General features: G+C 63.7%; 13 protein-coding genes. 6 read left to right on the forward strand and 7 right to left on the reverse strand.

Annotated features, from left to right (window positions below):
• Positions 1-45: 45 nt before the first annotated feature.
• Both ACTDXD_RS19740 and ACTDXD_RS19745 read left to right on the forward strand, forming a co-directional pair.
• Complete coding sequence (locus ACTDXD_RS19740; protein ID WP_440123958.1) at positions 46-189, forward strand: hypothetical protein; 144 nt, start codon at positions 46-48, stop codon at positions 187-189.
• Between the two features lie 35 nt (positions 190-224).
• On the forward strand, positions 225-1169 hold the full coding sequence (locus ACTDXD_RS19745) for a TIGR03619 family F420-dependent LLM class oxidoreductase (protein WP_440123959.1): 945 nt from the start codon (positions 225-227) through the stop codon (positions 1167-1169).
• A gap of 47 nt (positions 1170-1216) precedes the next feature.
• On the opposite strand, the gene ACTDXD_RS19750 is transcribed toward ACTDXD_RS19745, so the two are convergent.
• Positions 1217-2086 carry an oxidoreductase gene (locus ACTDXD_RS19750; RefSeq protein WP_440123960.1) on the reverse strand — a complete coding sequence of 290 codons (870 nt, stop codon included), beginning with the start codon at positions 2084-2086 and terminating at the stop codon, positions 1217-1219.
• 124 nt (positions 2087-2210) lie between these two features.
• On the opposite strand from ACTDXD_RS19750, the gene ACTDXD_RS19755 reads away from it, so the two are divergent.
• Positions 2211-2639: a winged helix-turn-helix transcriptional regulator gene (locus ACTDXD_RS19755; protein WP_440123961.1), complete on the forward strand. Its 429-nt coding sequence runs from the start codon at positions 2211-2213 to the stop codon at positions 2637-2639.
• A gap of 19 nt (positions 2640-2658) precedes the next feature.
• Here the strand turns inward: ACTDXD_RS19755 and ACTDXD_RS19760 are convergent, their stop codons facing one another.
• The gene (locus ACTDXD_RS19760; protein WP_440123962.1) at positions 2659-3132 is read right to left on the reverse strand and encodes a MarR family winged helix-turn-helix transcriptional regulator; all 474 of its coding nucleotides are present in this window, start codon (positions 3130-3132) and stop codon (positions 2659-2661) included.
• A gap of 94 nt (positions 3133-3226) precedes the next feature.
• On the opposite strand from ACTDXD_RS19760, the gene ACTDXD_RS19765 reads away from it, so the two are divergent.
• Positions 3227-4105 carry an alpha/beta fold hydrolase gene (locus ACTDXD_RS19765; RefSeq protein ID WP_440123963.1) on the forward strand — a complete coding sequence of 293 codons (879 nt, stop codon included), beginning with the start codon at positions 3227-3229 and terminating at the stop codon, positions 4103-4105.
• 16 nt (positions 4106-4121) lie between these two features.
• Here ACTDXD_RS19765 and ACTDXD_RS19770 read toward each other — a convergent pair whose 3' ends face one another.
• The 4 genes from ACTDXD_RS19770 to ACTDXD_RS19785 form a co-directional block, all read right to left on the reverse strand.
• Positions 4122-5717 (reverse strand): alpha/beta fold hydrolase, encoded by a 1596-nt coding sequence (locus ACTDXD_RS19770; protein WP_440123964.1) that lies wholly within the window; start codon positions 5715-5717, stop codon positions 4122-4124.
• Between the two features lie 33 nt (positions 5718-5750).
• Positions 5751-6479 (reverse strand): MerR family transcriptional regulator, encoded by a 729-nt coding sequence (locus ACTDXD_RS19775; protein WP_440123965.1) that lies wholly within the window; start codon positions 6477-6479, stop codon positions 5751-5753.
• Between the two features lie 104 nt (positions 6480-6583).
• Entirely contained in the window at positions 6584-8509 is a 1926-nt protein-coding gene (locus ACTDXD_RS19780; protein WP_440123966.1) for a S9 family peptidase, read from the reverse strand.
• 100 nt (positions 8510-8609) lie between these two features.
• A complete protein-coding gene (locus ACTDXD_RS19785) occupies positions 8610-10097 on the reverse strand; it encodes an alpha/beta hydrolase (protein ID WP_440123967.1) in 1488 nt (495 codons plus the stop codon).
• 140 nt (positions 10098-10237) lie between these two features.
• On the opposite strand from ACTDXD_RS19785, the gene ACTDXD_RS19790 reads away from it, so the two are divergent.
• Both ACTDXD_RS19790 and ACTDXD_RS19795 read left to right on the forward strand, forming a co-directional pair.
• A complete protein-coding gene (locus ACTDXD_RS19790; RefSeq protein WP_440123968.1) occupies positions 10238-10843 on the forward strand; it encodes a TetR family transcriptional regulator in 606 nt (201 codons plus the stop codon).
• A gap of 127 nt (positions 10844-10970) precedes the next feature.
• Positions 10971-11933: a TIGR03557 family F420-dependent LLM class oxidoreductase gene (locus ACTDXD_RS19795; RefSeq protein WP_440123969.1), complete on the forward strand. Its 963-nt coding sequence runs from the start codon at positions 10971-10973 to the stop codon at positions 11931-11933.
• A gap of 669 nt (positions 11934-12602) precedes the next feature.
• Here the strand turns inward: ACTDXD_RS19795 and ACTDXD_RS19800 are convergent.
• Positions 12603-13346, reverse strand: coding sequence for a hypothetical protein (locus ACTDXD_RS19800; RefSeq protein WP_440123970.1), 744 nt, complete (start codon positions 13344-13346; stop codon positions 12603-12605).
• Positions 13347-13352 lie beyond the last annotated feature (6 nt).

Raw genomic sequence — 13352 nt, forward strand, 5'->3', positions numbered from 1 at the left:
GGAACTTTCGACCTGACGGAGGTCGCGGCCCGTAACGTCCCCGGCGTGTACATGCGGGCGCACGGTGATCCGACGAGGCCGGAGGTGCGGCAGGAAGTTGCCTCGGCGATCGGCCTGACTGCAAACGAAGACATGCCGTGGGTGACCCCGGGCAACTTCGATGTACGTCGCGTGGGCATGACCAAGTAGAAGTCATTCGAACGCAGCTACAGAACAGGAACACTATGCAGGTCGGACTGAACATCCTCGGAGCCGAGAACCTCTACGGCGGTGCCATCCGCCCGGTACTCGACTTGGCAGCGGGCGCGGACCGCGCCGGAATCGATGTGATATCCACCGGCGACCATCTCGGTTTCAACGCACGCGCTCACGCGGAGCGCAGGCAGACGCACAACTTCCCGTTCCCTCTGGAACACGATTGGTACGAGCCTCTTTCGCTTCTTTCGTCGGTGGCAGCGGTAACCGAGCGGGTACTGCTGAACGTATCGGTGCTGATCGCGACGGTGCGTCCACCGGTGCTGCTGGCAAAGCAGATCGCAACACTCGACGCAATCTCCGGGGGCCGTACCGCAATCGGCATGGGCGTCGGCTGGCAGGAAGCCGAGTACACGGCCACCAACATGCCGTTCGACGCCCGCTTCGGCCGGATGGAAGATACCGTTCGAGCATGCCGCGAGCTCTGGACGAAGGCGCCCGCATCCTTCCAGGGGCGCGACTTCGCTTTCGAGGACTTCCATTCGCTGCCCTTCCCCGCCCAGGTGCGTGTGCCGGTGATCTTCGGATTCGGCCCCAGCAAGCGCAACTTCGACCGGATCGCCCGGGTTGCCGACGGCTGGACCGTGAACCCTGCAGACATGCCGTCGTTCTCGGCCAGCGTGGCACTGCTCCGCGACACGTTCGAAGAGCACGGACGCGATCCGCTTTCGCCGATCGTGCAGGTGTCTGTCTCGCCGCAACGTCGGGATGACGGGACCGTCGACTACGACGCCACCGAAGAGAGGGCCCACGCATTGTGCGACGCCGGTGCCACCCTTGTGGTCGTCCGGCCGACGAGCTTCTGCAGAGAGGCCGACGAAGTATCGCAACTGATCGACTGGGCGGTAGGGCTCAAGACTGAGCGCGCCGACGTCGCAGGGAGCGTCGACAGGCCTGCGGTGGCGACGCACTGACGATGAGTCGCCTGGACTTCGTCCACCGGATTGTGGCTCCGGTCGAACTATCCACCGATGCTGTCGAGCTCGGCTACATCGAGCTCCGAAAGCTCGATGGAAGCGCCGGCCACGTTGTCCCGCAGGTGTTCCACGGACGAGGTCCCCGCTATCAACAGGATGTTCGGTGACCGCTGCAGCAGCCACGCGAGAGCGATACCCATCGGTGAAGCACCTCGACGCGATGCGACGGCCGAAAGGCGGTCGGACTGCAGTGGCGTGAACCCGCCGAGCGGGAAGTACGGCACATAGGCAATACCCTCCTCGGCCAACCGGTCGATGAGTTCGTCGTCGTGTCGATGAGCAAGGTTGTACATGTTCTGCACGCCGGCAATCGGCCCGAGTGCCTGCGCCTCCCGGATTTGGGCCGACGTCGCGTTGCTGACGCCGAGGTGACGGATGAGTCCCTGGTCTCTGAGTTCCAGCAGTGTCGAGAATGCCTCCGTGATGGGTTCCTCGACCGGGCCGGAGAAGTCGCCCAGGCGCAGATTCACCAAGTCGAGGGCGGGCACTCCGAGGCCCTCGAGGTTGGCATCGATCTGCCTGCGCAACGCGTCCGGGGTGCGCGCCGGTGGCCAGCCGCCGTCGTCGTCTCGGAGCGCGCCGACCTTCGTTGCAATGAGAAGTGATTCCGGGTACGGATGCAACGCTTCGTGGATGAGGTCATTGGTGACTCTCGGACCGTAGGCGTCGGCGGTGTCGATGTGGGTGATGCCCAGCGAGACCGCCTCACGCAGAACGGCGAGCGCTCCCTCGCGGTCCGCCGGCGGACCCATCACACCCGGGCCGGCCAATTGCATTGCTCCGTAGCCGAACCGGGAGACTGCGTGGTCGCCCAGGTTCCAGGTACCGCCGAGAAGGGAAGAAGTGATACTCATGCGGATTCGCCTTTCGTGAAGTTCTCGTGTCCGGATCGGACTCCTGCAACTATGCTGAAGCCGCTACCCATTGGGAAGTAGTTACCTGAAGGTGCGTAACTACCGAGTGGACGGGAGTCCTGCGATGGTCACCATGACGGCGGCGCAGAAGCGCGAGCGCGCCAAACAGGACTACAACGCGTTCCTCGCGGTGTGCCCCAGTCAGCAACTACTGAGTCGTGTTTCCGACAAGTGGGTAACGCTGGTGCTGTCGGCGCTCGGCAGTGGTCCGGACTGCGCGGGTGAGCCCGCCGCGATGCGCTACTCGGAACTCTCCCGGACACTGGCCGGGGTGAGCCCGAAGATGCTGTCGCAGACCTTGCGCAACCTCGAGCAGGACGGGCTGATCTCCCGCAGGGCCGTCGCAACCGTGCCGGTGACGGTGTCGTACGAGTTGACGGCTCTCGGCCTGTCGCTTCACGAGACGGTACGGCAGTTGAAATTCTGGGCCGAAGACCACATGGGGGAGATCCTCGAGCATCGCGCCGCAGGCGAGGACGCCGCGAGTATGTAGGTGAACCCGGGTTGCTACCTCAGGATCCGAGTGAATGAAGGGAGGAGATCGCCTGGTGCATGTCGGCCAGGAAGCTACCGATCGTCTGCAATTGCTCGGGGCTGTACGTACCGATGGCGGTTGTTGCGTTCGCGATTACCGGGCCGAAGAACGATTGGCCCAGTTGCATGGCTTCGGGTGTGACGTGGAGGAGAACTTTTCTGCGGTCTCGATCATCTCGCTCGCGGCGCACATGCCCGGACCTTTCCATGCGGTCGATCAACGCGGTCACCGACGCCGAGTTGAGGTGAAGCTGTTCTCGCAACCACGTGGGCGTCGCCTCGAGGTTGTTACGTTCTGCGTCGAGAAGGCAGATCAGTGCCCGAAGATCGGTGGCGTGCATTCCGTGCGTACGAGCGAATTCCGCCCCGAGCAGATGTAGATCGACAACCAATGCGCGTAGTCGATGCACGGTCTCCAGTGCGTCCTCGGCAGGCTTGCGCTCGGGGTTCATCGCAGTACCTCGTGATCGACAACGTTTCTCCGACAATCTACTATCTCGATTACCGAAGTATCTCGATGCATCGAGTTAATTTTGAGGAGTTCGGATGCAACCGCTGTCGACCGCCGATTTCGCCTCCACAACCCGAGGTGACGCCTTCTACCGCGCCTACGATCGTGTTCTCGGGAAGTGGCCGGTCGAGGTCACCAGCGTCGATCTCGTGTCGGAATACGGGACCACCCGGGTGAACACGTGCGGACCCCCCGACGCGCCACCGATCGTACTTCTGCCAGGAGCGGGGGCGACGTCCACCGTGTGGTTCGCGAACGTCGCCGCCCTGGCAGATCACTACCGGGTCTACGCGGTGGATCTGCTCGGTGATCCCGGACGAAGCGTCGCCGATGGCAAACCCGTTCGGTGTGTCGACGACCTGATGTCCTGGTTCGGTACTGTCACCGCGGCCGCGGGACTGAGCGACTTCGGTCTTGTCGGCCACTCGTACGGCGCGATGATCGCCCTCGCCTACGCACTACGCGAACCGGGGAGAGTGCGGCACCTGGCGTTGCTCGATCCCAATTCGTGCTTCGCCGGCATGCGGGCCCCTTACCTTGCCCACGCTGTACCGGTGTTGTTACGTCCCAGCGACAAACGCGAACGTGACTTCATCCGTTGGGAGACTCGAGGACACGACCTCGACGACGACTGGCTCGACCTCCTCGCCAAGGGAGCCGCGGACTTCCCGTCGTCGAAGACCGTTGTTCCCAAGCGTCCCAAGGTAAGAGCGCTCGAGGAACTGGCCGTAGAGACGACGGTGATCCTTGCGGCCGACAGCAGAGTCCACGACAGTCGGCGGTTGGCCACGCGGATCGGCGCGTTTCGACGGATGCGTTCGATCCTCATCGAGGGAGCGACCCATCACACCGTGCCGATGAGCCCCGCAGCACAGGTGAACGATGCACTGATCGAGGCGCTGTCTGTGCGGTAACCGTGGCGGATGCCCCTCACAGGCTGCAGCGGGAGTCTTCCGGCGGGGACTTCAGATCGACCAGGTAGTCGGCGACGATGGCATCGACACAGTCGTTGGTGCCGTCGAATGCAATGGTGTGCTGTTTTCCGTCGACGGTGAGAAGGCTCCCGCCCAGGGTGTCGGCGAGGCTCGCCCCCGCGTCGTACGGTGTGGCCGGGTCGCCGGTGATCGAAATGGTCAGCGTGTCGGCCAGCCCGTCGATGTCGGTGGCATACGGGTAGCTCAATGTGGGCTCTGCAGGCCAGGATTCACAGGGATCGCGCGCGCCGTCGGTGCCCAGCCCGGCGTCGGTGAACGGTGCGATCTCCTGGATCCGGCGCTTGAGCTCAATTTCCTGCTCCGGAGTGTTGCGTTGTTCGTCCATGCAGTTGATCGCGAAGTTCGCTTCGGAGTAGTTCGGGTACACACCGTCCTCACCGCGGCTTCCGAATGCGTCGGTGATGCGCACGAGTGTCTCGGGTTTTCCCGCGCGCAGTTCGCCGATTCCCTTGGTGATGGCCGGCCACGCCCGCGAGTCGTACAGCCCGGCAATCACAGCGCTGTAGGCGGCGTCGAAATCCATCCGGCGCCCTTCGGCGGTGATGATCGGATTCTCGATGAGGGGGCGTGTGATGCTGTGGAACACGTCGACGGCACGGCCCGGATCGGTGCCCAGCGGGCAGTCCGGAGCTTTGGCGCAGTCCGTTGCCATAGCGTCGAAAGACTGCTGGAACGCCGCGAATTGAGTGAGGCGGCGTTCGGCAGTTCCCAGGTGCGGATCGGCGGCACCGTCGAGGACCATCGCCCGCACGTTGGTGGGGTACATCTCGGCATACACCGCGCCGAGCCTCGTGCCGTAGCTGCGTCCGAGGTAGCTGAGCTTGTCGTCGCCGAGTGCGGCGCGCAGGATGTCCATGTCGCGTGCCGCGTCGCGGGTGCCCACAGCGGACAGCACTTCGTCGCCGCCGGATCGTTGCGAGCATTGTTCCACGAGCGCTCGGGTGTCGCTTTCGGTCCACGAACCGGAGCCGGTAAGCACGGTCGTCACGGCTTCGCCCGCGTCGATCTCGGCGTCGGTGAAGCAGTCGATGTCCGGTGTCGAGGCTCCGACGCCGCGCGGGTCGAACCCGATCAGGTCGAAGTTCGCGGTGAGCGGGCTCTCGCCCAGTGTGGTGGCGCCAACCGCGGCCATGCTCATGCCTGCCCCTCCAGGACCGCCGGGGTTGAGCACCAGCGACCCCATCGGTTCGCCTCGCGCAGGTGATTGGAGCAGGGCGATCTGCGCTGTGTCTCCGCCGGGATTGTAGTAGTCGAGCGGCACTTCGAGGCGCGCGCAGCGGAACTCGGGGTCGCTGGTGAAAGTGGCCTGGTCGGCGGCGGTCGTGGCGTAACCATCGCACGCGCCGAATGTCAGGTCCTGGTCGTAGAAGCGTTGCAACTCTGCCGATGGCTCCGGCTCGGGTTGCTGGGCCTGCGGTGTCGTTGACGCGGAACTACACGCGCCGAGAGCGATGAGGATCGACCCCGCAACGGCTGTCGCAGCGGTGTGTCGCGGCAGGGACAGCGCGCCACGATATCGAGGTCCGAACACGGGAAACCGAACTCCTCTCGGGAGGGTGTCGCATCAGTCGTGAGTGCTCTCGTCTGTGTGGAGGGCCAGTGCCACTGTGCGCAGGACGTCGAGCTGTGCAGGGTTGTAGAGCTCTGACATCACGGCCCCGACCTTGCGCGCAGTTGCTTGATCCTCTGCAGCTGCGATGTCGAAGGCGTCGGGATACTTCTCGGTCAGAGCTTCGACTTCCGGGAGCATTCGTCGGGCCAGGTCTGCTCGTGTTTGCTCGTCGGTGTCGGCTGGCAAGGCGTCGAATTCTGCGGACGTCGGTGTGGCGGGGCTACGCAACAGCTCGCCGTACGCATCGAGGGCGGACGGGCTGAGCACTCTTGTCAGGTAGGTCGCGAATGACCGGTCGGCGTCGGAAAGATCGTCGGCATTGGCTGCGAGGGCCAGTTCAGGTGGTAGATCAGGTCTTGCGGAGTGCCGCAGAATGAGCCTCAACTCCATCCGTGCCCGCTGGAGCCGATCGATGGTGGCCGCCAGTTCGGCATCCAATGTCTGCAACGACTGCTCGGGATGCGCGATGTCCTCACCCATGGCGGCGACCTGCGCGAGCGAGAAGCCGAGTGCGGTAAGGCGTTTGATCTGCAACAGCCGCACGAGATGTGCGACGCCGTACTGCTTGTAGCCGTTGGATGCCCGCGGCGGCTGATCGAGCAGGCCGATGTCGTGATAGTGACGTACCGACTTCACCGTCGTACCCGCGAGCTCGGAGAGTTCGCGAGTGCTCCAGCCCATGTCGTCTCCTGCGTCTCGGTGTCTGTTGTGAACAGTGTCAACCGTGCCCCAGGGGCATGGTCAAGAGTTCCGGTCTTGCAATTGCTGTGGCGGTCGCCGTGGTGTCACTGTGACGTGTCGCATCGGCCACCGAGGTGGTCGGCGAAGTGACGTTCCACGGCGTGGTAGAGCCGGAGTCGGTTCTCGGGGTTCGCGAAGCCGTGTCCCTCATCCGCGGCCAGGAGGTACTCGACCGAGATACCGCGATCGCGCAGGGACTCGACGATGTTGTCGGATTCGGCTTGGACGACGCGGGCGTCGTTCGCGCCCTGAGCGACCAACAAAGGGGTGCGGATCTTCTCGACCATGTTGATGGGCGACCGTGCGGCCATGTCTGCGGCTTGGGTGGGGTCGTCGGGATTGCCGACGTAGCGGTACCAGTTGTTGGCGGCACGGGCCCGTGCAAATGGGGGCACCGAGCGCAGGAAGTTCGCGAGATCGGAGATTCCCACGTAATCGACGGCCGCGGCGAAATGGCCGGGAGTGACCGTGACACCGACGAGCGCTGCATAGCCACCGTAGGAGCCGCCGAAGATGCCGATACGGTTCGGGTCGGCGTAACCCTGGGCGACGGCCCAGTCGGTGGCGTCGATGAGATCGTGGTGCATCGCTCCGGCGAATTCGCCGATGGCGCTCGTGACGTGTCGGCGCCCATAGCCTGTCGAACCCCGGAAGTTGACCTGCAGGACGGCGTAGCCCCGGTTGGCCAGTAGTTGCGCCTCCGGGCTGTATCCCCAGCTGTCGTGCGCCCACGGCCCGCCGTGGACCAACAGGACGGTCGGTAGATTCCGTGGCTCGATCCCGACCGGAAGTGTCAGGAATGCGTGCAGAGGCAACCCGTCTCGGGCGGGGAACTCGACAGCTTCCATCGGGGCCAATGTGGCCGGGTCCAGGTGCGGAAAAGGCCGGAACAGCTCTCGGCTCTCCCCGCTGCTGTGGTCGTAGAGCCAGGTGACCGCCGGCTCCCGGTCGTGGACGAACGTTGCGACCCAGCGCTGCTCGGCTTCATCCGACGACAGCGTTCCCAATACGCCGTCGGAGAGTGAGTCCAGCCGGGCAAAGACCTCGGCATAGCGGGGATCGACGATCTCGATACGGGGTCTGTCCCCGACGAACCGGGCGGCGATCACCTCACCGGTGCGGCGGCTGGTGAACACCGTCGGCGGTAGTACGCCGGGGGCGTGCAACTCGATGGTGCACAAGCTGTGCCCGTCCACGGCGCAGACCACGGTCTCCTCGCCGGTGTCGCGGTCGATGCGCACAAGTCGCAGGTCGTCGGAGTCCTGGTAGCTGCCGATCACCAGTCCCGACCCGTCCGGTGTGACAATCTGCGGGTAGATGCCCAGCGGATACTCGCCTCCGCCGAGACGGCGCAGGAGACGCCGGTCGCCGGTGTTCGGATCCACACTAGAGATCTCGAGGGTGCCGTCTTCGGTCTCGAACGTCTGGAAGGCTGCGGACCCGTTGCGGTCGAGCAGGACGGCACTGCCCGGGTCGGATTGTTCTACGTGCAAGTCTCTTTTGCCGGTAGCGACGTCGACACGAAAGGTGTCCACGAACATCGGCCGCTCGTTCATCCACACCAGCACACTGCCCGGTGAGGCTCGCATCGGTTCGACACCGAACACCCGCGAGCCGGGTGCCATCGGGGTCAGATCGACCGCCGGTGTATCCGGTGCCTCCAGGTCCACGCGGTACAGGTGCCAGTCCTCGTTACCGTCGGTGTCCTGCAGGTAGAGCAACCAACGGGAGTCTTCGGTCCAGTGGAACATCGAGATGCCGCGCCTGCTGTCGTGCGTGACGCAGACCGCGTCGTCGTGATCCTCGTGAATACCGCGCACCCACACGTTGCGCCGCCCGTACTTCGGCGCCAAGTAGGCCAGCCTGGTTCCGTCGGGCGAAATGGAGGGGCTGGAGAAGTGTGGATCGGCGAAGAAGTCTTCGATTTCGATCAGTGCGGGCAGAGAACTGTTGGTCGTTGCGATGGGCATTCGCACTCCAATCGGTAGCGTCGCATGTTGTGCGGTCTTTCAGGTCCGCGAGTCGGTGGGGTCGCTCACCACTACGAAACACCGTGCCCCTGCGGCAGGGTCAACCCGCGGTGCAGGCAGTGTCCTGTTCTGGCAACACGCCCTCGACCAGAAAGTCGGTGATGATGCTCTGAGCGCAGGGATTGTTGCCGAGGGCGTAGACACCGTGTCCGCTACCGTCGACGGTCAGCAGCCGTGACCGCTCGCCGAACTTGTCGTCGAGCAACTCGCCTCCCCGCAGTGGCGTCACGGGGTCGCGCCGGTTCTGCGCGATCAGGACATTGGTCGGGCCGTCGTCGTCGATCGCCACGGGAGGCTCGGCCGGTGTGTCCTGCCAGAACGCGCACGGCATGATGTTCGCGGCGGCAGCACCGAAGAGCGGATACGTCTCGCGGTCGTCGTTCACTGCCCGCCGGTAGGTATCGGCATCGTCGGGCCATTCGACGTCGTTGCACGTCACCGCGAGGAATACCGACCAGCTGTTGTCTGCGGGCGACGGCCCACTGCCGGCCGCCGGCTCGTCTGCGGGCGCTGCATTGCCGGAGTTCAGGAGCATCTTCCAGGTTTGTGCTGCCGTCTCGTAGGAGGCCGGGTTGTACAGCGTCACGAAAGTCGCCAATCGAAACGCGCGACCGTTGATTCCGTCCATCGGAGTTCGGTCGAGACGTTCCGCGATCGTGAAGTAGGTGCTACGCACCTGCTGTGCTGTCTCACCCAGGCCGTACTGACCGTGCCGTTCGGCAAGCCATTTCGCGAAGTCCGGGAAGGTCTCCTCCATGCCGCGCGCGTATCTGCGCAATCCGTCGTGATCGAGATGGGTGTCGCCGATGTTGCTGTCGAGAACAACTCGATCCGAAGTGTCCGGGAACATCGAGGCATACGCGGCACCGAGTGCGGATCCGTAGGAGTATCCGAGGAAGCTTGCCTTCTCCTCGCCGAGTGCTTCCCGGATCCGATCCAGGTCGCGGGCCATGTTCGCCGTGGTGATGTGGGGTAGTCGCCCGTCGTCGTTGGCGTGGCATCGGCGGGCGACTTCCTCTGCGGTGGTGGCTTGTTCGGTGAACGCTGCCTCGTCGAAGGCGTAGGGCGGGACCGCACCGTAGTACTCCAGGTCGTCGGTGAATCCGCAACTCACGGGCGACGAGTGCCCGACACCGCGGGTGTCCATGCCGATCAGGTCGTAGGTATCCAGGACGCTCGGCGGTATACCCTGCGATACAAGGAAGTTGGGCTGATCCAGACCGGTCCCGCCTGGGCCGCCCGGGTTCAGCAGCAACACACCGTGTCGGGTGTCCGGGTTATCTGCAGACAGCCGAGAGATCGTAATATCGATCTGTGTTCCCTCTGGGTCGCCGTAGTCCAGTGGCACGGCCACAGCGGCGCACTGCAATTGGGGCGGACCGTCTTCGGGCTTCTCCACTCCGTCGGGGCACGGACTCCATTGCAGTTCGGTTTCCGGCGCGGCGTTCGTCTGTGCCGGTGTGTGTGCGCAGCCGGCGACGAGCAGACCCATCAGTGCAATTGCGATGGTCGGGGCGCGAGACTTCATGTTTTCCTTCCAGAACGCACAGGTCGAATCGTCTTCTCCACCCGGATGGGCGGCAACCAGCACGCTGTACTATCTACGGGATGGTTCGACACTAGCACAGTGTGCTAGTGCGGCGTGCTAGTAGCGGAAGGGCGGAGGAGATGGAACGCAAGCAGGGCGGTCTCGATACGAAAGCCAGGATCATCATCGCGGCATGCGAGATGATCGACGAAGATCCGGCGTCGACGCTGAGTGTGCGAGCGGTGGCGGCACGAGCCCGGGTGAGCATGGGGTCGCTGCGTCACCACTTTCCGACGCAGCGTGCGTTACGCGACGCAGTGCTGGAAACGATCTACGACGTGGTCACACCCGACAACGAGATCATCCACGACCGGTCGATACCGGCCCGCGACCGGTTGGTGCAATGTCTGCGGCAGGTGCTCGCGGTGGAAGTCGGCGAACAGGCGAGACAGGCCTGGATCAAACTCTTCGATGCATTCGTCGTCCCCGAACCTACCGACGACATCCGAACTGCATACCTGGCAATGACAAGCGAAGGCCAGCGCCGGGTGGAGCATTGGCTCACGCTTCTCGCCAAAGAAGGCGCACTGCCCGAAGGCGACATCGTTGCGCATTCAAGATTTCTCAACACCGTGCTCAACGGACTCTCGATCGAGCGAGCATTGCCCGCCGACCACTCCGTTGTCGAACGAGAAATCGAGATCCTCTACATCGCCGTCGACTCGATCCTCGGCACCTCCGCCTGATTTTCCGGGACTTTCCCGCATGTCCACCGGGCAGTGGTTCAAGAGTCGGCCTCAGCGGGTAGCCCCACCACAACGACAGTCATGCGCGGTACACCCGCGCGCGGGCGGCAGAGCGAAGGAGACCCCTGTGAGAATCGGATACAAGCTCTTCGCGGAGGCATACTCACCGAACGAACTGGTTCGCCAGGCGGTGCGCGCCGAGGAAGCGGGCTTCGATTTCGTCGAGATCAGCGACCACTACCATCCTTGGTTGCACGATCAGGGCCATTCGGCCTTCGCCTGGTCCGTACTCGCCGCAATCGCCGCGAAAACAACGAACCTCGTCCTCGCCACCGGCGTGACCTGCCCGTTCATTCGCTACCATCCGGCCATCATCGCGCAAGCCGCAGCTACGACGGCCCTGCTCTCCGACAACAGATTCGTGCTCGGTCTCGGCACCGGCGAGCGTCTCAACGAACACGTCGTGGGCCGCGGATGGCCTCCCGCCTCCACCCGCACAGAGATGCTCCGCGAGTCGATCGAGGTCATTCGATTGCTGTGGAGCGGTGGCTACCACAGCTACAACGGGCAGCACATCCAACTCGAAGACGCACGGGTGTTCGACCTGCCCGACGAGTTGCCGCCGATCGTGGTCGCGGGGTCGGGTGGCCCGGCTGTACGAATGGCAGCCGAACTGGGCGATGGGCTGTTCACCACCGACGCAGACCCCGATCTGATCGCCAAGTACGAAGAAGCAGGCGGCACCGGACCGCGTTACGCAGAGGTGTCGTTGTCGTGGGCGCCGACGGAAGCGGCGGCGCTGACGTCCGCGCACACACTCTTCCGCTTCTCGGCAACAGGATGGAAGGTCCAGGCAGAGCTACCGAATCCGGTCAACTTCGAGGCAGCCGCATCCGTCGTCCGTGAATCGGACATTGCCGAGAGCTTTGCGTACGGCCCCGACGCGGGACGTCACCTGGAGCAGATCCGCAAGTATGCGGATGCCGGGTTCGACCACTTGGCGCTCGTCAATGCCGGGCCGGACGTCGACGGATTCTTCCGCTTCTATGCGGAGGAGCTCAAATCGTCGCTGGATGCCGACATCACGTAGCGAAGTCGCGTCGTACCGGCTGAAAGCTTGCCGTCGACGGTGGCGTGGCCATGCGTGCCGACATCTCTGTCCAGGGGCGGTAAGAAATCCTGCGGCTGTCTCATTCGCGGTGCACACCACCGATTTTCAAGCAGCGGGGAATTTCGACCGGATCGAACGAACCAGCTCGTCCCCGGTGTTCACCGACCGCCTCTGACCGATCACAGATCGGGTTGGTTCGACAGCGGTATGCGCGGTCGAGCCAACCAAGTCTGCGTCTCGAGGGCTGGGGGTTTACCAGCGGAGTTCTCCGTCTCCGTCCTGAAGCGTTCCCGTCTACCGCTGCGTCCAATGATCGACGTCATATCGGTACTTGTGATGCCGGGTTTCAGCGCGCTGAACTGAGGGTCGGCTCGGCGTTGGAGTCCTTGATTATGAGCATTGTCACCGCCGACTTGTACGCGCAGGCGACATCCTTGTAACCGGGATAGAGGGTGGCAGGGCCGGAGGTGCGACATGATCTTCGCGTCGGCTTCGAGCGCCGCGAAGCGGTCAGGTTCCGGTGGAAGCGTTGGAGCGGTCTCGGGGGCACACGCCCTCATGACTGCGGCAAGTGTTGCGATGCCAGCGACCCAGATGAGCATCTGGGTCGAATTATTCACTGCGAGAGACGGTACGGAGATGATCATGCTACTTGCTGTCGTCGACGATAGTAGGCCACCCGGGGTAGAACGGTTCGACGACGGGTGCTGTGGCGAGTTGTTCTGTTATAGGGGTGTCCCGGTTGTATCCCGGCATGCTTGTTCTGCAGATGCGCCACGGATCGTTCTCGCCAATCCGTTTGTCGGTGAAGCGTTCGACTTCCCAGCCGTCGAAGATGTTCCAGGTGGGATACGGCAGGCGATGCTCGTAATCGAGAGTGGGGCGACTTTCAATCGCCTCATCACTCTGCTGGATCCGCAGGGATGAGGAGAAGCGCGTTTCCATGCGTATCCAGCCGATGTCGGTCGGCATGGCAGTTCGCATGTAGACGTCGCAGACGTGGACTTCTGTGGCTGGTCGGCCTAAGTGGCTAGTGGATTCTATTTGAAGGATGTGGTGGTCGATTGTGCCGGTTCGTGGTGTCGGCGGTGATTCTTGGACATGATCGACGTGGTTGAAGCCAGGGTAGAGGGTGGCTGGGTCGGCGGTGCGGTCGTAGTTGTTTTCGCTTTCGATGTAGCCTCGGGCCACTTGGATCTCCGGTGAGTCAAGGTCGATGCCCTCGGGTGCGGTCCAGCGGTGCGACATGACTTGTGCGTCGGCTTCGAGCGCGGCAAACGGGTCAGGCTCAAGCGGAGGTAGCGGAGTCGCTGCCGGTGCGCACGCCGCGATGGCGGCGGTCAGCGTCGCGGGCGCGACGAGCCGGATTGCGATTCGCATCGCATGTTTCACCGTAGT

It is taken from the genome of Rhodococcus sp. SJ-3 (genome assembly GCF_051918125.1).
GTDB lineage: Bacteria > Actinomycetota > Actinomycetes > Mycobacteriales > Mycobacteriaceae > Rhodococcus.

Excerpts from the sequence above, each read along its gene's own strand:
- ACTDXD_RS19745 (WP_440123959.1), top strand. The coding sequence starts at position 225 with ATGCAGGTCGGACTGAACATCCTCGGAGCCGAGAACCTCTACGGCGGT.
- ACTDXD_RS19750 (WP_440123960.1), bottom strand. The coding sequence starts at position 2,086 with ATGAGTATCACTTCTTCCCTTCTCGGCGGTACCTGGAACCTGGGCGAC.
- ACTDXD_RS19755 (WP_440123961.1), top strand. The coding sequence starts at position 2,211 with ATGGTCACCATGACGGCGGCGCAGAAGCGCGAGCGCGCCAAACAGGAC.
- ACTDXD_RS19760 (WP_440123962.1), bottom strand. The coding sequence starts at position 3,132 with ATGAACCCCGAGCGCAAGCCTGCCGAGGACGCACTGGAGACCGTGCAT.
- ACTDXD_RS19765 (WP_440123963.1), top strand. The coding sequence starts at position 3,227 with ATGCAACCGCTGTCGACCGCCGATTTCGCCTCCACAACCCGAGGTGAC.
- ACTDXD_RS19775 (WP_440123965.1), bottom strand. The coding sequence starts at position 6,479 with ATGGGCTGGAGCACTCGCGAACTCTCCGAGCTCGCGGGTACGACGGTG.
- ACTDXD_RS19780 (WP_440123966.1), bottom strand. The coding sequence starts at position 8,509 with ATGCCCATCGCAACGACCAACAGTTCTCTGCCCGCACTGATCGAAATC.
- ACTDXD_RS19785 (WP_440123967.1), bottom strand. The coding sequence starts at position 10,097 with ATGAAGTCTCGCGCCCCGACCATCGCAATTGCACTGATGGGTCTGCTC.
- ACTDXD_RS19790 (WP_440123968.1), top strand. The coding sequence starts at position 10,238 with ATGGAACGCAAGCAGGGCGGTCTCGATACGAAAGCCAGGATCATCATC.